Origin of the sequence: Cryobacterium sp. Y29, from assembly GCF_002929825.1 — a bacterium.
Lineage (GTDB): Bacteria > Actinomycetota > Actinomycetes > Actinomycetales > Microbacteriaceae > Cryobacterium.
In genome coordinates, this window is the sequence record NZ_PJJN01000033.1 from 219,884 (window position 1) to 240,228 (window position 20,345).

The window sequence follows — 20,345 nt, forward strand, 5'->3', positions numbered from 1 at the left end:
CCGGCGGCAGCATCCGTTTGGCCCGGCGAGTCGCAAACTGACCGGCATCAGCTGCGCCAGCGAATGCCGGCGGCCGGGAAATACTGCTAGCGCCGGGTTAGACCTCGAGGTCGACGGCCAGGCGATCGGCGACGACGGTGCGGATGAATGCGCCGACCTTCTTGTGCTCCGGGTGCCTCTGATAGCGGTCGAGCGCCTCGAGATCGTCGAAGTCAGCGATGAGAGCGACGTCCCAGTTTTCGTTGCCGGCAACATCCGGCCCGACCGTCAGAGCACGAATCTCGGGAACGACACCCACGAGGGCCTCGAGGCCGGCCACGATGCCCGCGGCATCCTCGGCCTTCTTGCGCGGGGTCAGCGCGTTGAGCTTCCAGCAGACGATATGACGAATGGTCATGAGACCTCCAATAGGGCGGTACGCAGGCGCACGGGATCGATGCGCCAATAATTGTGCACTTTGCCGTTGATGAGGAGCACCGGGATGTCCTCCAGGTAGCGCTCATGCAGCTCGGCGTCATCGAGAATGGACCGTTCCTCGAACGTGATCTCTGGGGCCGACACGTCGTCGGCGAGCTTGGCCACGACACTGCCGACCAAGTCACGTGCGTCGTCGCAGAGGTGACAACCGGGCTTGCCGATCAGGGTCAGGTGTGCGGTGGGCATGGCTCCAGCCTACGGCGACTTCGTGCCGGGGCGCACGGGCACGACATCCCGGGTGGTAGACAGCAAAAAGCGCCAGTCCCGAAGGGCTAGCGCTTTGCTCAACGAGCAGCTAGGTAACTACGCAGTCGATCTACTTCTTATTGCGACGCTGGTGGCGAGTCTTGCGAAGCAGCTTGCGGTGCTTCTTCTTCGCCATACGCTTGCGTCGCTTCTTAATTACAGAACCCACACGGACCTCACAAGTATTGGTTTAGTCGCGGGGCCCGCGACTGACACGAAAATACCATTCTACCGGACAAAACCGGCTCCAACTACTCAGCTGCCAGATCGGGCCTTGTTCAGCCGTTTCTGCGCCACTTTTTCGCCGTGGCATCTTTGACGACATGCGACATTTGCGAAGCATCGGCGAAAGCCTTGCCAATAGCCGAGGCGAAGGCACGCTGCTCATCTTTCAGGCCGGCATCGGCCTCCAGATCCACGTCCTTGACAGCCTGGTCGAAGTCGACGCTCAGGAAGGGAATCAACCAATCCTCAATCTCTTCGAGCGGCGAGTACTCCAGCCGGTAGAAGCGGTGCTGCCCCTCTTCGCGAACAGTGACCAAACCGGCCTCGCGCAACACCTTGAGGTGCTTGGAGACGGTGGGCTGACTCAGCCCGAGGTGCCCGACGATGTCGGACACGCTCAGCTCGCCACGCACGTCCCGGGACGGACCGCGAATTTCACCGGAAGGAACTGCGCGCTCCAAGAGGATCCGCAAGATGTCTCGTCGCGCCGAGTCCGCCACCACGGTGAAGATGTCTGCCATAACCTCAGGGTAGTCATTACTACTGGGTAATAACCAACGCCGGGTAGTACAGTTTCAAACTAGCAATAATCGCAGGCTTATCGGGGGTTCCAGGTGTCGTTGAGAACCGGAACTGGACCGCTTTTTCCGCGGCCGCTCACCATTGTGAGGCGGATGCGCGACGAAGTGGACTCGCTCGCTCACAAGTCACCATCGCGGTTCGCCATTTTGGTGTTTTCCGCGCTCATCATGGTGTTCACCGTGTTGTTCTCGCTACCGATCGCCTCAGCGGATCGCACGATCACCCCACTGCACGACGCGGTTTTCACGGCAGTATCGGTCATCTGTGTGACCGGATTGACTACGGTCGACATGGCCACCCACTGGTCAGCGTTCGGCAATATTCTGGTGTTCGTCGGTGTCAATATCGGCGGCATCGGCGTATTGACGCTCGCGTCACTGATGGGATTGGTCATCTCACGCAGGCTCGGGCTACGCGCAAAACTGATGGCGGCGAGCGATTCCAACCCCTCTCGCATTCACGCCGGGCCGGTCAACGAGGGTCAGACCGTACGCCTCGGCGAGGTTGGCAGCCTGCTGCTCACCGTTGCAATCAGCGCGTTCGTCATCGAGGTCAGCGTGGCAGCGCTGCTCTTTCCTCGCATGCTGCAAGCCGGTGCGCCCCTGGGCGAAGCGGTCTGGCACAGCTTCTACTACGCTGCCATGGCCTTCACCAATACCGGTTTCAACCCGAACCCCGGCGGCCTCAGCCCGTTCGCCGATGACTACTGGTTTCTCGGCGCGCTCATGATCGCTGTTTTTCTGGGCAGCCTGGGGTTTCCGGTGATCTACGCGTTCGCACGCGGCTGGCGCAAGCCGCGCCGCTGGTCCGTACACGTCAAGCTGACACTCGTCACGACAATCGCGCTGATGATCCTCGGAATGATCTTCTACATCATTCTCGAGTTCGATAATCCCAAGACTTTCGGGTCGCTCAATGCCGGCGACACCATCTTTCAATCGTTGTTCATGTCGGTGATGACGCGCTCGGGCGGCTTCGCGACCATTGAGGTGAGCGACCTGAACGGGTCCAGCTTGCTCCTGACCGACATGCTCATGTTCATTGGCGGCGGGTCGGCGTCGACCGCCGGCGGCATCAAGGTCACGACCCTGGCCATCCTCTTTCTGGCCGCCTTTGCCGAAGCACGTGGCAAGCAGGAAATGGAAGCGTTCGGCCGCCGTATTCCCAGCGACATCCTGCGCCTGTCGGTCAGCGTCGTGCTGTGGGGCGCGACCACCGTCGCGGTGGCGAGTATCCTCATTCTGCACATCTCGAAACAACCCTTCGACGTCGTCCTCTTCGACGTGATCAGCGCTTTCGCTACCTGCGGCCTGTCGACCGGGCTTACCGCTGATCTGCCGCCGGAAGGCGTCTACGTCATGGCAGCGACGATGTTCATGGGCCGGGTTGGTACAGTAACTCTCGCGGCGGCTCTGGCCGCGAGCCATAGCAGGCAACTGTTCAAACGCCCGGAAGAGAGACCCATCGTTGGTTGATCGTATTAAACACGACGCCCCTGTGCTTATCGTCGGGCTCGGACGGTTTGGCGCGGCCACGGCCGGCCAGCTCGACCGACTGGGCCGCGAAGTGCTCGTCGTCGACACGAGCGAGGCGCTCGTATCCAAGTGGTCAGAGCGGGTCACGCATGCCGTTCAAGCGGATGGCCGCTCGCTCGAAGCCCTGCAACAAATCGGCGCCCAGGACTTCTCGATCGCCGTCTGCGCGGTCGGCTCGTCGGTGGAAGCCAGCGTACTGATCGTCGCCAATCTGGTGGACCTGAAGATTCAACAGATCTGGGCCAAGGCCATCTCCAAGTCACACGGCAAGATTCTCGAACGAATCGGCGCCAACCACGTCATCTACCCCGAGGCCGAAGCCGGCGAGCGCGTCGCCCACCTGGTGTCGGGTCGCATGCTCGACTTCATCGAATTCGACGATGATTTCGCCCTCGTGAAGATGTACCCGCCGAAGCCCATCCGCGGCCTCACACTCGTCGATTCCGGCGTGCGCCGTAAGTACAACGTGACCGTCGTCGGCGTCAAAAGTCCAGGAAAGCCGTTCACCTATGCGACCCCGGAGACCGTGGTGTCCAACCATGACCTCATCATCGTGTCGGGCGCTGAGGCCGATATTGAACGGTTTGCCGCGCTGGGATAGTAGCGTTCGGCGCCGGTGCTACGAGGCGGCGAGTTCTTTCGCGCGAGCGAGGGCGGCATCCGTTGCGGTGTCGAAGAGTTCTTTCAGGCCGCCCTTTTCGAGCTCCCGGACGGCTCGCTCGGTCGTACCGGCCGGGCTGGTCACCTGGCGGCGCAACTCGCTCGGTGACTTGTCGGACTCAGCGAGCAGCGCGCTCGCGCCGAGGAAGGTGCCATTGACCATGACCGCGGCCTCTTCAGGGGTGAAGCCCTTGCTGATGGCCGTTTCGGTGAGCTGTTCGATGAGGTAGAACACGTAGGCCGGCCCGGAGCCGGAGATGGTGCTGAGGGCGTCGAGCTTGCTCTCGGGCACGACCAGCACGTCGCCGACGGTTGCGAACAGGGCTCGGGTGAGTTCGAGGTCAGCGTCGCTGGATCGGGTGCCGGCGCTGACGCCGGTGACGGCCATGCCGACGACGGCGGGGGTGTTGGGCATGGTGCGGATGACGTGCACGGCGCTCGGCAGGAGCGATTCGAAAGTGTCGATGGTCACACCGGCCGCGACGCTGAGCACGAGCGTGCCGGGAGCCAGGGAATCGCCGATCTCGGCCAGCAGGTCGGCGACCATGTAGGGCTTGACCGCGACGATAACGATCTGGGCGCCGTCGATGGCCTTACGGTTGGCGTCGGCGTCGATCTCGGTCGCGTAGGCGGTGACGCCCTCGGTGCTGGCCAGCTCTGCGGCCTTCGCCGCTGTGCGGTTGGTGACACGAATGCCGCCGTCCACGGTCACGCTCGGCTTGAGTAAGCCGGCCAGAATGGCGCGGGCCATGGATCCGGCGCCGAGGAAAGCGATCGTGGGCAGAGTCACATTCGAGGGAGAAGTCATCTGAATAGTCTACTTTTTCCGCGCTCGGGGTGCCCAAAACTGTCGCCTGGGGTGCAGCCTGCACCCGAGGCGACGTGCGGTTCTAGGGTGATTTCATGAGCGCATCCGGCGGAAATACGGCAATTGTGGCAGCATTTGCGCCCAATCTGGGCATCGACGTCACCCAGTTCGTGGCGTGGGGCCTCGGGGTCGTCTTCGATGCTCGCCGAGGGCGTGCACTCGGTAGCGGATGCCGGCAACCCGCTCCTCCTGCTCCTGGGCGGTCGCAAGGCAAAGAAGCGGGCCGACCTGGAGCATCCGTTCGGCTATGGGCGCGAACGCTACGACTACGCCTTTGTGGTGTCGATCATTCTGTTCTCGATCGGCGGGGTGTTCTCGCTCTATGAAGGCTTCGACAATCTGCAGGACCCGCATCCGCTGGAGAATGCCTGGGTGCCGATTCTGGTGCTCGCCATCGCGATGGTGCTGGAAGGCTTCTCGCTGCGCACCGCGATCAAAGAGTCGAACCATGTGCGAGGAAATGAGACCTGGGTGCAGTTCATTCGGCATGCCAAGGCGCCCGAGCTGCGCGTCGTGCTGCTCGAAGACGTTGCGGCCCTCACCGGTCTTACCTTCGCCTTCGTGGGCGTCGGCCTGACCATGATCACGGATGAGCCGCTCTGGGACGCCGTAGGTGCGCTCGCCATTGGCGCACTGCTCGTTTTGGTCGGGATTATTCTCGGCGTCGAAACCAAAAGCCTGCTCGTGGGCGAGGGCTCCAGCACGAAAGACCTCGACGCGATCGAGGCCGCCATTCTGAATGGCCCACAGACGAAGCGCATCATCCATCTCAAGACCCTCTTCCTCGGCCCGGATGAGATTCTGGTCGGTGCCAAGATCGCCTTCGACGGCGAGCACCGGTTTGCCGACATCGCCGCCGACATCAACGCCGTCGAAACTCGTATTCGCGCCGCGGTGCCGCTCGCACGCACGATCTATCTCGAGCCGGATATCTTCTTCGGACCAAACCTGGCCAATCCGCCGACCGACACTTTTGTGATCAAGGGACTGGAGTAAGCCTCAACGAGCCGCCCGCCGAGCGGGATTGTCGAAAAACTCGCGGAGGATCTTGCCGCACTCCGCGTCGTTGACGCCGGCGAAGACTTCAACGCGATGGTTGAGTCGACGGTCGCGCAGCACGTCGTAAACCGATCCGACCGCGCCCGCCTTTGCATCCCACGCGCCGAACACGACCGTGGGCACTCGTGCGGCGAGGATCGCACCGGCGCACATGACGCAGGGTTCGAGCGTAACGATGAGGGTGCAGTCGGTCAGGTGCCAGTCGCCGGTGTGCACGGCCGCCTGCCGAATGGCGACGACTTCGGCATGCAGGGTCGGGTCCTGATGCCGTTCCCGCTCGTTGCGGCCCCGGCCGATCACTGTGCCCGCGGCGTCGACGACGATGGCTCCAACAGGCACGTCGTCCGAGACCAGGGCGGAGCGCGCCTCGGTCAGGGCGAGCAGCATCCACTCGGCGTGCTGATCTCGTGCGCTCATCTGTCACCTCAAACCGGGGGGATTGCCTCTAGTAGAATTGAGCCTATGCGAGTCCATGTTGCCGACCATCCGCTCATTACGCACAAACTCACCGTGCTTCGCGATAAAGACACACCCTCACCGGTGTTCAGATCGCTCGTGGAAGAACTCATGACGCTGCTCGCTTATGAGGGCACGCGCGGCGTGCGCGTGGAGGCGGTCACCGTGCAGACCCCCGTGTCGGCGGCACAGGGCGTGCGCATCAGCGACCCAAAGCCGCTGGTCGTGCCGATTCTGCGTGCCGGACTCGGGATGCTCGAGGGCATGGTCAAATTACTGCCCACCGCCGAGGTCGGTTTTCTCGGCATGGCCCGGAACGAAGAAACGCTGCAGCCCACAACCTACGCCGAGCGGCTGCCGGATGACCTCTCGGATCGGCAATGTTTTGTGCTCGACCCGATGCTCGCCACCGGCGGGTCGCTCATCGCCGCTATTAATTTTCTGTTCGACCGTGGCGCTGTCGACGTGACCGCGATCTGCATTCTGGCGGCACCGGAAGGCCTCGATGCCGTGGAGCAAGCCCTGGCGGGCCGTGAAGTCACGATCGTACTGGGCGCCGTGGACGAGAAACTTGACGAACAGGGTTACATCGTGCCCGGCCTCGGCGATGCTGGCGACCGTCTCTACGGCGTGGTCTGACGACCCGATCGATGTACACCCGGCCGACGCATGCAGGACCTGCGACCAGCGACACGCCAGGCCGGGTTTACATCAATAATCTTCGATTTCTTGACATTTCGTCTGGGAAAATTTCACAATGATGTGATGGTGCAACGAATCGCCTAAATGGACGCGGCCTCGCGAACGTGGTGCACGTCATGCGAGGACTTACCGCGACGTTGAATTGACACACGGCGTCACATTCCGCTTTACTCGCAGTTATGACAACAAGCGCACGCCCCCTGACCTCCCTCGAGGCCCCCGGGACTGCCGCCATGATGATGGCCGGCATCCCCGCCATGCGCTGTTGCCGAATGTGCCGCTAGCCGAGACTTCCCCCCGCGTCCTTCGCCTGACTGACTTCTGAATCGTCAGGCCGACGCCTCGAGTGCTTTCTACAGCACTCGCCCTCCGGCCCCACGGGCCAACTGGAGCTTTTACAGACGGAGATCGCGCTTTCGCGATCCGTCGGGCTCCCTTCGATCAAACAGTCAAGGACCCCTCATGTCTCTCGCACACATCCACGCCAATCGCCCCACGCATGTCAACCGCCCCGACCTGACGCTGGCGCCGACCGTCGCCGCGCCCCGCATTCGCGCCGTCCCGACCGGCACCGAAGCACGCGGCTTCGTGCTCTACGTCGGTATCGATGAGGCCAAAGCGGCCGCAGCCGGCACGAGCTTGAACCGCATCGTTGAGGCGCTGAAGGCCCTCGCCGCCGACATTGCCCCGACCGCCGAGACGTACGCCGCCGTCGCTCTGGCTCCCGAGGGCGCTGGCGGACGGGACGTCGATGTCGTGCGGCTAGCCCTCCAAGACCCCGCGGCCCTGGCCCAGCACCGTGCCGAGCCGCAGGAACAGGACCGTGCCCACAGCGGCGTCGTCGTAGACATCTCCCGCAAGCGCGTCATCCTGGACAACGAGACCGCGGCCCTGACCTACAAAGAGTTCGAGCTGTTGCAGTACCTCGTACTGCGCGAGGGCCGCACGATCGATCGTGCCGAGATCATTGCCTCACTATGGAACTCCGCTGACGAGGACGATATCCCCAACGAGCGCACCATTGACGTGCACGTTCGCCGCCTGCGCTCCAAGCTCGGCCGCTACGAAGACATCGTGCGTACAGTGCGTGGCGTGGGCTACCGTTTCGACCGCCACGCGGACGTCGCCATTCGCCAGTCGACCACACCGAGCCCCGACCTGTTCTAGATGCCCCCGCACGGCGTCTGTTAGCAGGACTGAGAGCCAGTCGCAGAGGCTACGACTGACTCTCTTCCCTTGCACCAAGAGCGTCCTGCAATCACATTCCACGTCGTCCGCCACAGCAAACGGTTGACGCACCTTAAATGTATAACGAACTGGTAACGGGCGCCACCTCTCGTCGAGAGAATCCCCTGCTAGTTTCATGCCAAGCACCTGACAATCTCCGATCCAGCTCACGCCGCCGTCACCATCATCGGCGGTGCCCGCCGGCCGTGTCGAGTCTCTATTCTTGAGGAACGACGTGGTGAACGAAACGAGGAGCCGCAGGTGGTGGATCGAATGATTGCGGTGGGTGCTTGGGAGTCCCTTTTTCGGGCTCAGGTCGCCATTATGCGTAGCCTGGCGGCGGATTTCCCCTCGAAGGACATTTCGCTCAACGAGTACGACGTGATGTTCAACCTGTCTCGGCAGCCGGCCCGGCGCATCCGCTTGCGTGAACTCAACCAGCATGTGCTGCTCACCCAACCGAGCGTAAGCCGCCTCGTCGACCGGCTGATCTCTCGTGGATACCTGCTCAAGCACACCGACCCAACCGACGGGCGGGGCGCCATCATCGAACTGACGGATTTGGGCCTCGCGCTGTTTCGGCGGGTCGCCGTTGACCACATGGACTCTATTACCCAGCGCATCGGCGAGACGCTCAATGACTGTGAACTGCAACAGCTGACGAGGCTCTGCGACAAGTTGCGCATCGATTGCCCAGACGACGATGTGACGCGCCAGGACTAATTGGGAAATGGGGCGATGGGACGAGGGCCCTACCCCTCGTCCCACCGAGGCAATCCCTCGCAGGAATGCCTTCCTCACCGGGCGCCCGAACATTGCCCGGTGAGAAACTCGGGCGCGAGCACATACCATCTCTGCAAACAAAAAGAACGCAGGCGACCTGAGCAATCCTCACGCTGCATGATGCTATCCCAGCTTGGGGGTCGAAACCCTAATCCTGCGCAAGCACTCAGTATCTCGTCTACTCTGTAGCCATGACTTCCCTCTCCGGTTCTTCCGTTCTCGTCGTCGGCGCTACCGGTGGCTTGGGCCGCGAAATTGTTCAGCTTCTGAGCGAAGAAGGCGCTCTGCTCACGCTGCACGGGCGCAGCGCAGAGAACCTCGCCGAACTCGGCACCTTTGGAGCGACGGTCGCTGGTGACCTGAGTGATTCGGACACGGCCGCAGAGCTCGTGTCCGCCGCCCTCGCCGCACACGGCCGCCTCGACGGAATCATCAACGCCGCCGGAGTCGTCGCGTTCGGCCCCATGGCGGATGTTACTGACGAAACCATCGATACCCTGATGGCGGTGAACGCGACGGCACCGATGCGCCTGCTCCGGGCAGCCCACCCCGCTCTGACTGAATCGTCCGGCGGGCATCGTGATCCGTTCTTTGTCACGCTCAGTGGAATTGTGAGCGAGCGCCCGACCGCGAACATGGCGGCATACTCGGCCTCGAAGGCAGCCCTCGCGGCATTCGCGCAAGCGGCGGGCCGGGAAATGCGGCGGGACGGCATCCGCTTTCTTGATGCACGACCCGGCCACACCGAGACAGGACTGGCCACCAGACCAATCCAGGGTTCAGCACCGCCGCTGCCTGCCGGTTATCAGCCAGCGGATGTCGCCCGACGCATTGTCGATGCGATCATCTCCGGCGAGCGCGACTTGCCGAGCACCGCCTTCGCCGGATAGGCCCTACCAGTTCGTGCGCGTGCGTTCCTGAGCCACCACCTCGTCGCGGTCCACGAGACGCCGCAGACCGGCGAGCGGCTGGGCCATGCGGTGATTACCGCGAATGCGCGGCTCCACTCGATCCAGGAATGCCCAATATCCGGCCGTGAACGGGCAGGCCTTTGGCCCTAGTCGAATTTTCGGATTAAACGGACAGCCCCCGCAGAAATCGGTCATCTTCGAGATGTAGGCGCCACCGGCAGCGTATGGCTTCGTCGCGACAATGCCGCCGTCGGCGTGCTGCGACATGCCGACAACATTGGCCGGCATGACCCACGGTGTTCCGTCGACGAAGGCATTGATAAACCAATCCGACAGTGCTGATGGTTCGTAGCCTCGCTGCAACGACCAGTTGCCCAGAATCATGAGGCGCTGAATATGATGCGCATACCCGGTGCGGGAAACCTCATCGAGCACGTGGCTCAAGCACCGCGCTTCGACGGCGGCACCATTCAATTGCAGAAACGCCGGCGGAAGCGGCTCGTGGGCTCCAAGAAAATTGCTCTCCGCGACGTAGTTCTCGCCGAGGTGCCAGTACAGATGCCAGACCCAGTCCCGCCAGCCCATGATTTGGCGCACCACAGCCTCGGTGCTGGGCAGCGGAACCTGGCCGGAGTGGTACGCCGTGACGACCGCGTCGATGACTTCCTGCGGATGCAGGAGGCCCAGGTTGAGCGGGACGCTCAACCTGGAGTGGGCCATCGTGCTATCCCCGATCAGCGAGGCATCCTCGAAGGGCCCGAAGTTCGACAATCGCGTTTCGATGAAATCATCCAGCGCCGCGAGCGCTTCCGCGCGGGTGGCCGCGAATCGGCGCGGGCTATCTGCTCCGATCAGGTGCACTCGGCCTTCGGCGACGAGGCGGTCAAGGTCTCGCCGCACCTCCTCGTCGATGTCGTCTTCGACGGGAGCCCACGGGTCGGGCAGGCCGAGATTGGCCGCACGCTTCGGGGGCGGCTGTCGATTGTCGTGATCGAAGTTGAAGCGTCCACCCTCCGGCTCAGGACCACGCATAAGTGTGCCGGTGGTCGTGCGCACGTGGCGGTAGAACTGTTCCATCACGAGCCGGGATGCGGGCCGGCCGTCGGCCCAGCCGGCGAAGTCCTGCTCGCTCGTCACGAAGCCTCGACTCGGCAGAACGGATGCCCCCAGCTCGGCGACCAACGCGCGTGCACCCCACGAGGTGGGGTTGATCACCTCGAGGTCACGACCAGCAAGCGCGTCGCGGTAGTGCTCCGCTCGCAGAAACTCGACGCGATCGCCCAGCTCGCGCGCGCGGTGGCGGAGTGCGCTGAGTATGAGGTGGGCTTTGGCCCGGTGGTACGTGCGTCGCCCCAGCACGGCCGTCGCCTCGACCAGCACAATCGGCCCACCGTCGTCGAAGTGTGGGCCGAGCTGGTCGGCAAACAGAAAGCGCGACAGGGACATGCTGCCGATTCTATCCCCGCCGCTAAAAGACACAAAAAACCCCGCCCGGCAAATGTCGAACGGGGTCAAAATGTGCGCCCAAAGGGATTCGAACCCCCAACCTTCTGATCAAGGGTCGTGGTTTTCGCCACTATGCAGCGATCGTCATCAACCGCCATTTTATTCATCTGAACTGGTCTTTTCGTATTTTGACGGATTGAGGCCGGGACTGGTCCAAGGACGCAAAGTGGCGAACGCAATGTGGCGAATCGGATAGGTACGAGCAGCAAATCTCTTCACCCGCTTGTTACGCTCCCGGCCCCCGAAGCCGCCCGAGAAGATCTGACAACCCCGGAAAAGCCGGGCCCATGAAATCAGGGCTGGAAAGGAACTGATTTCGAGGGTGACAGCGCCGGTGTCACGATCCTTTGGTTCTCGGTGGCTTGCCCCTCCAGCTGAGCGGAATAGCCCATACCCGTTGCCCGTCATCCGTCGCTGCAGGCGGCAACACGACGGCGTGATCGTCGCCGATCCGCGGGCCGCGCCCCACGCCCGGCAGGCTCGCAGGGCCGATCACATATTTCATTGCTGGGATCCTCAAACCTGTTTTCTCGCGCGTGCTCGCTTCCAGCTAGTAAAGGTCTTTAAATGAGCGCATTGTTTCCTCCCAATCAAATGACAGAGATCATTGATGAGTTGCGGTCCCTGCCTCAGGAGATGGGGTACGTCGAGTTCAAAGAAAACTTTTTCGATCCAGAGAAAATCGGTGAGTACATTTCTGCGCTGGCGAATTCTGCCGCGCTCATGGACAAGGATCACGCATTCGTGGTTTGGGGCATACGCGATAACGACCACGCTGTGGTGGGTACGAAATTTACTTTCCACACCAAGGCGAAGGGGAACGAAGACCTAGTTCCTTGGATCACTCGTCAGCTGCTTCCGCAGACGCACTTCGAGTTTTCAGAATTGCAGTACCAGGGCCAGCGCTTGGTTATTCTTTCAATTGCTGCAGCCGCTTTTCAGCCTATTCGCTTCGCCGGCAATGCATACATACGGATTGGTAGCTACACCAAGCTTCTCATCGGATATCCGGACCACGAGCGCAGGCTGTGGCTCGCCTTCGACAAGAAGCCATTCGAGGCAGGCATCGCGCTAGACCGAGTCGAGGAGGCCGAATTCTTTCGACTGATCGACGTTGCTGCGTATTTTGAGCTCACCGATCAGGTTCAGCCCGAATCCCGGCTCGCCACTCTTGAAGCATTCCTGAACGAGAAGCTTGTCTATAGGTCGCCGGGGAAAGGCTGGCGCATCAGTAACCTAGGAGCGATTCTTCTCGCCAAAAACCTGAACGATTTCCCGACCCTGACGCGAAAGGTTCCACGCGTCATCCTGTACGCAGGAACTAACAAATCTGCACCGGCGAGGGAACAAGTGGGCGTCCATGGCTACGCCGCTGGCTTCAGAGGGCTCCTCGCCTACGTTCGCGACGCCTTGCCCGCCCGCGAAGAATTCATTGACGGGGTTAGGCGCCTAGTTCCGATCCTCCCGGAGAAAGCTGTCCGCGAGTTAGTTGCCAACGCGTTGATCCACCAGGACTTCTCAATCAAAGGAGCCGGTCCGCTCGTGGAAATTTTCACGGATCGGATTGAAGTTACGAATCCCGGCCGTCCGCTAATGGACCCATCGAGGCTGATTGACGCTGCTCCACAGTCTCGGAATGAGTCTCTCGCCTCACTTATGCGCCGGATGGGAATCTGCGAAGAGCGCGGCAGCGGCTGGGACCAGATTGCAACCTTAGTTGAGGCTTCCGAGCTCCCGGCGCCTCTGGTAGAAACCGAGAATGATTTCATGCGGGTGACCCTCTACGCGCACCGTGCACTCAAGGACCTCTCTAAGGAGGAACGGGTCCGGGCCATCTACTTTCACGCCTGTTTGCAGCACGTCCAACGACAGCGAACGACAAACGCCAGCTTGAGAACCCGATTTCGTATCGCCGAGAAGAACAAAGCGATCGTCTCTCGGCTCATTAAAGACGCGGTCGATGCGGGCGTAATTCATGTACTCGATCCGACCGTTGGAGCACGAGCCATGTCTTACGTTCCGTTCTGGGTTTAGCACTCGGTTGTTTCGTTGACCGTTGGTTGATGAAATTGCGTCGCCAGCATGTTGAGCGACCCGACAGGCCCGGAAACACGGGGGACTCCAGCAATCCATTTGTTGATCGCACCATGTGAGCGGGCGCAGCTTGGGCCGTTCAGGCTTCCAGATCAGGAGAGTGCCCCAGCGCAGCTATCACAGAGTCCGCACGCCTAGGGAGCGCCGGAAGGGCACCCGACCTTCCGGCCACCGTAGCCGAAGCCTAATCGGCGAATGCGCGGTAGACAGAGGCGCGACTTACGCCAAGCTCTGCGGCGATCGCCTGGGCTCCGAGTCCTTTCAGGCGGAGCGATTTCGCGAATTCGATCTTCGCCGGCGATAGAGCCCGCGGACGACCACCGACACGTCCGCGCGCCCGCGCCGCAGCGAGGCCAGCGACGGTTCGCTCCCGGATAGTGCCGCGCTCGAGCTCAGCGAACGCCCTTACGACAGTGATCATGGCGCGACCCATCGATCCTGTACTGTCGAGGCCTTCGGTCAGTGAACGGAAGCCGACTCCGCGATCGGCAAGAAGAGCCAGCAGCGTCAGCGTGTGCCGCGTGTTTCGGCCGAGGCGATCCAGCTTCCAGACGACCACGACATCGCCATCTCGGACATTTTCGAGCATCGCGTCGAGCTGAGGTCGGCTGGCAAGCGAACCAGACACTCCGAGGTCGGAATACAACTTCGTGACACCAGCCGCGGAAAGCGCATCAGCTTGCAAAGCCGGCGTTTGTTCGGTCGTGCTGACTCTGATGTAACCGATATTCGCCACTAGATGCTCCAGAAACGTTGACCGCGAGTTTTGAGACGAAGGGGTTTCGTTCACGGGTTCTGAAACAGCATGCGCGGCAGATCAGGCATCAACCGCAGCGCTTTCGGAATCCACCGAATTTGGGACGCGCGCCAGGACGTCTGAGGCCCCGGGATTCGTTCGATTGCTATGTAGTTATGCACTTCTCTGCAGAGGAGTACGATCCTTCAAACATTGGCAAGAGTTAGCCAACGGAGGTTAACGTGACGTACAGTCGTGGCGCGGTAGTCTCCAGTGTCTTAGCTGTGTTGGCCACCGTCGCCGTGGCGGCCGTAGGCTTATGGTTCGCGGCAATTGGTACCGCCGTGGCCACCGTCGATCCGCCGTTCAACCAAGGGTATGAGATCGACATCGCAACTATGGACGACGGCGATCCGAACACAGGCGACGTCGGGACAATTTCCGTAACTTTCTATTGGTTGATGGCGTCCAACGGTCGAGTTGAGGTTTCGGCCCGGTCTGTCGATGAATCCGTCGAAGCTGCCACCCCGACTTTCTTTATCTTCTTGTATTGCGGCGCCCGGCTCCGGCCGATGGCGAACATGGAATCCAAGACGGATGGAACGGGCATCCAGAAGGTAACGGAGTCCGGCGATGAGGCGGCCTGTAAAAGGAACGAACGGCAAGATCCCTTGGTCGATTCGCGGGCCTATCAAGTCATCGAGATCCGCGGTGACGCGCAATTCGAGGGAATGCCACTTGGCCTATGGACGAATGCTCGCGGAGGACAGCGGATCGCTAGAACGCCGTCCATTGGATGGGAGGGGGCCCACGGCGGTCTCGACGAAGTGTCCCCAACGTCTACGGCGACGATGATTCTGACCAGCACCACCACAGAGTCGCTCGGCAGCGTTGCTCCTGCGGAACTCTCTGATGGGGAGGTCGTGTACGACTCCGGAGAACGTCTCTTCGGACCCAACGAGACCGTCGAATTTGCTGCAGTACAGTGGGCATCCAAGCCTAGACCTGATGGCCCTCGAACGCAGGACCTTCGTTCAGGCATCGCCCGGTGGACGCAAATCAAAGGACAGCAACAGGCGCAGATGTTTACCCTCTTGGCGGGCGTCCTCCTCGGCGTTGCCGCCTCAGCAATCGTTGAAGGGCTAATTTCTATAGCCCGCAGCAATCTGACGGGTGGGTTGAAGCCGATTGCGCAGGCAAAACGATCGCAAGCGGTGAAGTGGACAAAGTAAGCAAAGGGCCAGGGATAAGGCGTTGCCAATTAGATGCCACAGCAAACTGCACTACGGGAAACCTTTCTGGGCCGCCATGTCCTACCAAAGCTCGAGTCGACGACTCTCAGATGATGCCTGAGCGCCTGTCACTAAGCCTGAATCCACCGGTCGGCCTCTGATCGGATCCTGATTTCGGTTCGGCGATCTTTCGGAGTTTCGGGCGTGGGTGTGGTCCGGGTCTCGCAGCCCGGGTGTTCCACTGGTGCTCCTGTTGAGGGGCTCTTCGCAATTGAGGGTGTAATTGAGGTCGGCGAAAGGGGCGCATCGCTGAGCGGAAGGAGGTCGAGGCCTTCGCATGATGGAAGTTCCAACCGTGCCCATCAGGAAGACCTCGACATGTCCAAGACCACTTGTGCGAACCCTGATCTGGCCACCTTTTGCCGCCTGGACGAGCTCGGCCTGCGCGCCGTCGGGCAGCACCTCGACCGCGGTCGTGCGGTGCTTGAGCGTCGCGTCGTCGAGTATGACGATTGGTGCCACCACTGTGGCTGCCAGGGCGTGCCACGAGACACCGTCATTCGGCGCCTCGCCCACGAGCCGTTGGGGTGGCGGCGACGACACTGCTCGTGCGCGTGCGCCGCTATCTGTGCACCGGGTGCGGGCGAACATGGCGGCAGGACACCGGGAAAGCGGCCCTCCGAAGGCCAAGATTTCGAGCTGCGGACTGCGGTGGGCGTTGGCTGGAATCGTCGTCGGTCATCTCTCTGTCAGCCGGGTCGCGGCCGGTCTCGCGGTCGCCTGGCACGCCGCGAACAGCGCTGTGCTGGCCGAGGGGAAACGGTTCCTGATCAATGACCCGGCACGGTTTGAGAACGTCACGGTCATCGGCGTCGACGGGCACATCTGGCGCCACACTCGCAAAGGCGACCAGTTCGTCACCGTGATCATCTACCTCACCCCTGTCCGCACCGAGACCGGGCCGTCACGGCTGCTGGACAGAAGTGGAAAGACCGCATCGACGTCGTCGCGATGGACCGCTCGGCGGCACGCCCTTTGGCAAAATATCTACTCGACCGCTCCCGAACGGAAATGTTCAAGCGAAGGCTCGCATTCGTTTCGAGATCGGCGGAAAACTGTATTCGTTCACAGCTCAAGGAGCTGACGACGACTTCGCGATAGCTGCCCTGAAAGCAAAATTGCTCACCGCGACAGAGCCGGTACGCAAGCGCAGACCCATTAAAGATGTCGATGGTGTGACAATTCGACCGGAGTTCACCACGGCCATCGAGAAGATTGAGTCTGAAACTCTAGTTAGGGATGCCATCGCGTTGTGGTTGCGGTCAATCGATGGCGACCCGCTACGCCGGGCACAGACTCGGGATGCGTATCGTCAAACTGCGAGGCAGTCACTTCTACTTAAATATGGCAACACCGAGGTCGGTAACCTCGATGCGGGCCGACTCAAGCGCTACTTCACGACGCTCGCTCAAACCCAGCCGTCCTTGGCTCGCCGAGCAAGATGGATGCTTCAGCAAGTGCTCGCGGACGCCGTGCTGGACAAGGCGCTCCCACACAACTTGGTGATGGATACCCCCAAAGTGAAGCGACCCGAGCACGAACAACCTGAAGTTCTCAGCATTGAGGACTTTCAGCAGATGAGGCAGTTGATAGTTGGCTGGCGCACGGCCCGCGCCGGCCTCGGTGGCGCACAACGAGACCGTTCTTTTGTACTTACGGACGTCGTTGAAATTCTGGGCGGGACTGCGCTACGAATCAACGAGCTCCTGGGGCTGCGGCACTCCGACGTCGATTACGAGCAGGGAACGGTCGCCGTGTGTGGAACCCTCGTCGAACTGGACGGACTCGGCCTTAAATTCCAGCCTCGGACCAAGCCCCCCGCGGGCATGCGCACAATCACCTTGCCTCGTTTCGCCCTCGACGCACTCCAGCGGCAGGCGAAACTCAACGGACACGCGGAATACATCTTTTCTACCGGGACCGGAAACTTCGTGAACTCACACAATATCGCCCGGTCATGGCGCGCAGCCCGCACCGATTCCCCACTCGTCTGGGCAGAGATGAAGTCCCTCCGCGCGTCCGTCGCGACCTGGATCGAGAACGAATCAGGCCTTGCTGCCGCGTCAGCGCAGCTCGGGCATGCGGTCGCAGTAGTTGGCGGCTCGAAGGTCACCGCGAAGTACTACATCGGCAAGAAGGGCCGCAAAATTGTCAACAACTCAGGGATACTTGGCGACCTTGTCGGACCCAATGTGGCGAATGAAAGTGGCGACTGAATTTTCGGGACAAACAACAAACCCCCGCAATCCCAATGATTGCGGGGGTTTTCTTGTGCGCCCGAAGGGATTCGAACCCCCAACCTTCTGATCCGTAGTCAGATGCTCTATCCGTTGAGCTACGAGCGCATGTGAATCTCCCGAGCTGTTACTCCCGGAGACAACTTGAAAACTATACCAGCTATCTGGAGTGCTCCGTGCCCCTGCGGGGTACACCGCGCCCGGTTCAGCAGAAATCAACCCCTTTTCTCGTTTTTCAGCCAGTGCTTTACTAACTGGATGCAACGTGAATCCTTTGACTACTCCGGCCTGCGCGCCGTCTTCATTAATTGCACCCTCAAACGCAGCCCCGAGGTCAGCAACAGCCAGGGCATCGTCGACCTCAGTGCCCGCATCATGCAGGAGCAGGGTGTGCACGTAGATCTGGTTCGAGCCGTCGATCATGACATCGCCACCGGCGTTTACCCCGACATGACCGAACACGGCTGGAAGACGGATGATTGGCCGTCACTGTTTGCCACGGTGCAGGCCGCCGACATTCTGGTGCTCGCCGGGCCAATCTGGCTCGGCGACAACGGCTCGGTGACCAAACGCATCGTGGAACGGCTCTATGCCCACTCTGGCGAATTCAACGACGAGGGCCAGTATGTTTTCTATGGCAAGGTTGGCGGCGCCATCATCACCGGCAACGAAGACGGCGTGAAACACTGCGCGGCGAACCTGCTGTACAGCCTGCAGCACATCGGTTACTCCATTCCGCCCGCTGCCGATGCCGGCTGGATCGGCGAGATCGGCCCCGGCCCGAGCTACCTCGACGAAGGATCCGGGGGACCTCAGAATGAATTCACCAACCGCAACGTGACCTTCATGAGCTGGAACCTCATGCACCTCGCCTCGATCCTGAAAAAAAACGGTGGCATTCCAGCCTTTGGCAATCTTCGCCAAGACTGGGACCGCGGCGAACGCTTTGGGTTCGAACCGAACCCGGAATATCGGTAGCTATCAGCAGATCAGGGAACCCGCGGCCCCAAGCACTCTGAACAGATTCTTCCGCCGTTCCTCGTGCACATGCCGAGCGCCCTGACGTGCTTGTCACCGGTGGTGCGCGGCAATGGTGACGGCCCCCGTAGCCTTTAGCATGGGGTATGGCCTTCGTCCGCTCCCGCCGTGCAGCCGGCCGGGGTAGCTACCTCGCGATCGCCGTGTTCGTCCTGGTTTACCTCGTCGGCGCCGTGTACTGGCCAAGGCCGCCCTGGGTGGTCGGGCTCTACCTGGTCACGGGTCTCACCTGTTTCACGCTCTACGCGATCGACAAGCGGCGAGCGAAGTGTGGCGGGTGGCGGATATCGGAACGCACCCTGCTGTTCTGGGGCTTAATCGGCGGCTGGCCGGGCGCGATTGTGGCGCAGCAGGTGCTGCGCCACAAAACCCAGAAGAAAAGCTTTCGAGAAGCATTCTGGGCTACGGTCATCGTCAACGTCGTGCTCTTCGCCCTGCTGAGCACTCCGGCATTTGACCGGCTGGTAGCGCAGGCGATCACCGACTTCAGCGTTCTCTAATACTCATTGATTTCAGGGCTGGTCGCCGCGTCGTGCTTGGCCTGCAAAATAGCGAGGTTGATCAGAACGAAGGCTTCCAGACGTTCGCTCCGGTGTTCGGCGTAGTCGGGCGCGCGCGGGTCGACGGCCAATTCGATGAGTTTGGACGACACCGCCGAACTGACCTCTTCGCTCGCTGATCGTTGTGCGCTCGCCACTATCCGGGCCACCTGGTTATTGTCGGCGGCCACGGCGTCGAGGGCGAGCGTCAACCGCTCATGCACGCGAACCCTGAGGGCGAACTGCTTGAGATCGTGGCGTTGGTCGTCGGTAAAACTCGGCCGCCACTTCATAGTGGCGAGATCTCGCCCCATTCGGCTCACCCGTCGGGCATACTCTTCGTTCTGCCGAGCCAGCCGATGCACTTCGCTACGGGCGTTGTCGGCATATCGCGCAGAGTCGTAGTCGAAGTGCTCCCGCAGTGCTCCGACGATGATGTCGTTCTTCACGGCCATCCGCACGGCTGACAACGCGATGAGCAGGCCTTCATCGACCGTGCGCTCGAGGTCGGGCAGCTCAGCGTTCACATCGGGTTCACTGACGTGCGCGTGAGCGTCAGCACGACGCCGGGACCGGTTCCAAATGATTGCGCCACCACTTCCTTGTGCAGGTGACTTTCATTTTATCGGTGATTCCGTTTGCTACGGCGCGTGCTACTGCGCGCAGAGCAGTGCAAGGAACTCATCGGCCATGCCGAGCTGGTCTTGAAGCCTCTGGCGTCGCGTGACGGTGTCGGTGATGAAGGCATCCAGCTGGTGCCTGGACTCGACGTTGTCGGCATCCGCTCCACCGCCTTGCCGCAGGTCGATGACCTCGTCATAGTGGCGAATCGTGCGTAGCGACAGCCCGGTCTTCTCGGCGAGTTCGCCGATGTGCATCGTGACCACGGACCCGGTCGCGCCTGGTGTCACCGGGAACCTTCTTTCTCTCAGTCACAATCTACCCTAACGTTAGGGCAGTGTTGCAGGAGTCGGCTGACATTCCTCTGTGAGCCCACTCTCCCACCAGTGTCCTCGCTGACCGGTGGAGGTGCGCACCGCGGCGCCCACCCAACTCTTCTCTATCCATTTCGGCCGCACGGCCGGCCCAGCTTCTGGAGGCCTCATGGCCATTGTTCACAAATCCACCGCGCCCAACCGTTACCGAGCGGAACCCTCCGTTCTCACCGCTCT

At 61.3% G+C, this 20,345-nt stretch carries 21 protein-coding genes, 1 tRNA gene and 2 pseudogenes; 13 read left to right on the forward strand and 11 right to left on the reverse strand.

The window, feature by feature from the left end; genetic code table 11:
- Nucleotides 1-97: 97 nt before the first annotated feature.
- From CXY74_RS10155 to CXY74_RS10170, 4 genes are all read right to left on the reverse strand, one after another.
- On the reverse strand, nucleotides 98-397 hold the full coding sequence (locus CXY74_RS10155; RefSeq protein WP_104196900.1) for a Dabb family protein: 300 nt from the start codon (nucleotides 395-397) through the stop codon (nucleotides 98-100).
- Entirely contained in the window at nucleotides 394-663 is a 270-nt protein-coding gene (locus tag CXY74_RS10160; RefSeq protein ID WP_104200310.1) for a glutaredoxin family protein, read from the reverse strand. The genes CXY74_RS10155 and CXY74_RS10160 overlap by 4 nt, the downstream gene beginning before the upstream one ends.
- Before the next feature lie 130 nt (nucleotides 664-793).
- Nucleotides 794-892 (reverse strand): 30S ribosomal protein bS22, encoded by a 99-nt coding sequence (locus CXY74_RS10165; protein ID WP_003792170.1) that lies wholly within the window; start codon nucleotides 890-892, stop codon nucleotides 794-796.
- Between the two features lie 109 nt (nucleotides 893-1,001).
- Complete coding sequence (locus CXY74_RS10170) at nucleotides 1,002-1,469, reverse strand: helix-turn-helix transcriptional regulator (protein WP_104196902.1); 468 nt, start codon at nucleotides 1,467-1,469, stop codon at nucleotides 1,002-1,004.
- A gap of 153 nt (nucleotides 1,470-1,622) precedes the next feature.
- Between CXY74_RS10170 and CXY74_RS10175 the strand changes: the two genes are divergently transcribed.
- Nucleotides 1,623-3,005 carry a TrkH family potassium uptake protein gene (locus tag CXY74_RS10175; protein ID WP_104200311.1) on the forward strand — a complete coding sequence of 461 codons (1,383 nt, stop codon included), beginning with the start codon at nucleotides 1,623-1,625 and terminating at the stop codon, nucleotides 3,003-3,005.
- A complete protein-coding gene (locus tag CXY74_RS10180) occupies nucleotides 2,998-3,666 on the forward strand; it encodes a TrkA family potassium uptake protein (RefSeq protein ID WP_104200312.1) in 669 nt (222 codons plus the stop codon). The genes CXY74_RS10175 and CXY74_RS10180 overlap by 8 nt, the downstream gene beginning before the upstream one ends.
- An 18-nt stretch (nucleotides 3,667-3,684) precedes the next feature.
- On the opposite strand, the gene proC is transcribed toward CXY74_RS10180, so the two are convergent.
- Nucleotides 3,685-4,533 carry a pyrroline-5-carboxylate reductase gene (gene proC / locus CXY74_RS10185; RefSeq protein ID WP_104200313.1) on the reverse strand — a complete coding sequence of 283 codons (849 nt, stop codon included), beginning with the start codon at nucleotides 4,531-4,533 and terminating at the stop codon, nucleotides 3,685-3,687.
- A gap of 95 nt (nucleotides 4,534-4,628) precedes the next feature.
- Between proC and CXY74_RS10190 the strand changes: the two are divergent.
- Nucleotides 4,629-5,589, forward strand: a pseudogene (locus CXY74_RS10190) (cation diffusion facilitator family transporter).
- Between the two features lie 3 nt (nucleotides 5,590-5,592).
- On the opposite strand, the gene tadA reads toward CXY74_RS10190, so the two are convergent.
- Nucleotides 5,593-6,069 (reverse strand): tRNA adenosine(34) deaminase TadA, encoded by a 477-nt coding sequence (tadA, locus tag CXY74_RS10195; RefSeq protein WP_104200314.1) that lies wholly within the window; start codon nucleotides 6,067-6,069, stop codon nucleotides 5,593-5,595.
- A 45-nt stretch (nucleotides 6,070-6,114) separates the two neighbouring features.
- On the opposite strand from tadA, the gene upp reads away from it, so the two are divergent.
- The 4 genes from upp (at nucleotide 6,115) to CXY74_RS10215 (ending at nucleotide 9,710) form a co-directional block, all read left to right on the forward strand.
- Nucleotides 6,115-6,747, forward strand: coding sequence for a uracil phosphoribosyltransferase (gene upp / locus CXY74_RS10200; protein ID WP_104126335.1), 633 nt, complete (start codon nucleotides 6,115-6,117; stop codon nucleotides 6,745-6,747).
- Between the two features lie 525 nt (nucleotides 6,748-7,272).
- Nucleotides 7,273-7,977, forward strand: coding sequence for a winged helix-turn-helix domain-containing protein (locus tag CXY74_RS10205; protein WP_104200315.1), 705 nt, complete (start codon nucleotides 7,273-7,275; stop codon nucleotides 7,975-7,977).
- A gap of 321 nt (nucleotides 7,978-8,298) precedes the next feature.
- Nucleotides 8,299-8,760 carry a MarR family winged helix-turn-helix transcriptional regulator gene (locus tag CXY74_RS10210; protein ID WP_370446144.1) on the forward strand — a complete coding sequence of 154 codons (462 nt, stop codon included), beginning with the start codon at nucleotides 8,299-8,301 and terminating at the stop codon, nucleotides 8,758-8,760.
- Between the two features lie 251 nt (nucleotides 8,761-9,011).
- The gene (locus CXY74_RS10215; protein WP_104200317.1) at nucleotides 9,012-9,710 is read left to right on the forward strand and encodes an SDR family oxidoreductase; all 699 of its coding nucleotides are present in this window, start codon (nucleotides 9,012-9,014) and stop codon (nucleotides 9,708-9,710) included.
- Between the two features lie 3 nt (nucleotides 9,711-9,713).
- Here CXY74_RS10215 and CXY74_RS10220 read toward each other — a convergent pair whose 3' ends face one another.
- Complete coding sequence (locus CXY74_RS10220) at nucleotides 9,714-11,177, reverse strand: cryptochrome/photolyase family protein (RefSeq protein ID WP_104200318.1); 1,464 nt, start codon at nucleotides 11,175-11,177, stop codon at nucleotides 9,714-9,716.
- Between the two features lie 627 nt (nucleotides 11,178-11,804).
- Here CXY74_RS10220 and CXY74_RS10225 point away from each other — a divergent pair.
- Nucleotides 11,805-13,271 (forward strand): ATP-binding protein, encoded by a 1,467-nt coding sequence (locus CXY74_RS10225; protein WP_104200319.1) that lies wholly within the window; start codon nucleotides 11,805-11,807, stop codon nucleotides 13,269-13,271.
- A 244-nt stretch (nucleotides 13,272-13,515) separates the two neighbouring features.
- Here the strand turns inward: CXY74_RS10225 and CXY74_RS10230 are convergent, their stop codons facing one another.
- Nucleotides 13,516-14,067: a recombinase family protein gene (locus CXY74_RS10230; protein ID WP_104200320.1), complete on the reverse strand. Its 552-nt coding sequence runs from the start codon at nucleotides 14,065-14,067 to the stop codon at nucleotides 13,516-13,518.
- A 344-nt stretch (nucleotides 14,068-14,411) separates the two neighbouring features.
- Between CXY74_RS10230 and CXY74_RS10235 the strand changes: the two genes are divergently transcribed.
- The 3 genes and pseudogenes from CXY74_RS10235 (at nucleotide 14,412) to CXY74_RS10245 (ending at nucleotide 17,575) form a co-directional block, all read left to right on the forward strand.
- Nucleotides 14,412-15,299, forward strand: a complete 888-nt coding sequence (locus CXY74_RS10235; RefSeq protein WP_146070113.1) for a hypothetical protein — start codon at nucleotides 14,412-14,414, stop codon at nucleotides 15,297-15,299.
- A gap of 378 nt (nucleotides 15,300-15,677) precedes the next feature.
- Nucleotides 15,678-16,344: pseudogene (locus tag CXY74_RS10240) on the forward strand (ISL3 family transposase); the annotation flags it as partial.
- 190 nt (nucleotides 16,345-16,534) lie between these two features.
- Nucleotides 16,535-17,575, forward strand: a complete 1,041-nt coding sequence (locus tag CXY74_RS10245) for a tyrosine-type recombinase/integrase (RefSeq protein ID WP_146070114.1) — start codon at nucleotides 16,535-16,537, stop codon at nucleotides 17,573-17,575.
- Nucleotides 17,576-17,631: 56 nt separating this feature from the next.
- Here CXY74_RS10245 and CXY74_RS10250 read toward each other — a convergent pair.
- Nucleotides 17,632-17,704 (reverse strand) — tRNA-Arg (locus CXY74_RS10250).
- Nucleotides 17,705-17,854: 150 nt separating this feature from the next.
- On the opposite strand from CXY74_RS10250, the gene CXY74_RS10255 reads away from it, so the two are divergent.
- Together CXY74_RS10255 and CXY74_RS10260 are read left to right on the forward strand one after the other, a co-directional pair.
- On the forward strand, nucleotides 17,855-18,574 hold the full coding sequence (locus CXY74_RS10255; protein WP_104200323.1) for a flavodoxin family protein: 720 nt from the start codon (nucleotides 17,855-17,857) through the stop codon (nucleotides 18,572-18,574).
- 146 nt (nucleotides 18,575-18,720) lie between these two features.
- Nucleotides 18,721-19,134 carry a DUF1294 domain-containing protein gene (locus CXY74_RS10260; RefSeq protein WP_104200324.1) on the forward strand — a complete coding sequence of 138 codons (414 nt, stop codon included), beginning with the start codon at nucleotides 18,721-18,723 and terminating at the stop codon, nucleotides 19,132-19,134.
- Here CXY74_RS10260 and CXY74_RS10265 read toward each other — a convergent pair.
- On the reverse strand, nucleotides 19,131-19,700 hold the full coding sequence (locus tag CXY74_RS10265; protein ID WP_104200325.1) for a hypothetical protein: 570 nt from the start codon (nucleotides 19,698-19,700) through the stop codon (nucleotides 19,131-19,133). The genes CXY74_RS10260 and CXY74_RS10265 overlap by 4 nt on opposite strands.
- A 126-nt stretch (nucleotides 19,701-19,826) precedes the next feature.
- Entirely contained in the window at nucleotides 19,827-20,084 is a 258-nt protein-coding gene (locus CXY74_RS10270; protein WP_370446145.1) for a MerR family DNA-binding transcriptional regulator, read from the reverse strand.
- Nucleotides 20,085-20,345 lie beyond the last annotated feature (261 nt).

Excerpts from the sequence above, each read along its gene's own strand:
- CXY74_RS10205 (WP_104200315.1), top strand. The coding sequence starts at position 7,273 with ATGTCTCTCGCACACATCCACGCCAATCGCCCCACGCATGTCAACCGC.
- CXY74_RS10155 (WP_104196900.1), bottom strand. The coding sequence starts at position 397 with ATGACCATTCGTCATATCGTCTGCTGGAAGCTCAACGCGCTGACCCCG.
- tadA (WP_104200314.1), bottom strand. The coding sequence starts at position 6,069 with ATGAGCGCACGAGATCAGCACGCCGAGTGGATGCTGCTCGCCCTGACC.
- CXY74_RS10215 (WP_104200317.1), top strand. The coding sequence starts at position 9,012 with ATGACTTCCCTCTCCGGTTCTTCCGTTCTCGTCGTCGGCGCTACCGGT.
- upp (WP_104126335.1), top strand. The coding sequence starts at position 6,115 with ATGCGAGTCCATGTTGCCGACCATCCGCTCATTACGCACAAACTCACC.
- CXY74_RS10260 (WP_104200324.1), top strand. The coding sequence starts at position 18,721 with ATGGCCTTCGTCCGCTCCCGCCGTGCAGCCGGCCGGGGTAGCTACCTC.
- CXY74_RS10160 (WP_104200310.1), bottom strand. The coding sequence starts at position 663 with ATGCCCACCGCACACCTGACCCTGATCGGCAAGCCCGGTTGTCACCTC.
- CXY74_RS10170 (WP_104196902.1), bottom strand. The coding sequence starts at position 1,469 with ATGGCAGACATCTTCACCGTGGTGGCGGACTCGGCGCGACGAGACATC.
- CXY74_RS10225 (WP_104200319.1), top strand. The coding sequence starts at position 11,805 with ATGAGCGCATTGTTTCCTCCCAATCAAATGACAGAGATCATTGATGAG.
- CXY74_RS10255 (WP_104200323.1), top strand. The coding sequence starts at position 17,855 with ATGCAACGTGAATCCTTTGACTACTCCGGCCTGCGCGCCGTCTTCATT.
- CXY74_RS10175 (WP_104200311.1), top strand. The coding sequence starts at position 1,623 with ATGCGCGACGAAGTGGACTCGCTCGCTCACAAGTCACCATCGCGGTTC.
- CXY74_RS10220 (WP_104200318.1), bottom strand. The coding sequence starts at position 11,177 with ATGTCCCTGTCGCGCTTTCTGTTTGCCGACCAGCTCGGCCCACACTTC.
- proC (WP_104200313.1), bottom strand. The coding sequence starts at position 4,533 with ATGACTTCTCCCTCGAATGTGACTCTGCCCACGATCGCTTTCCTCGGC.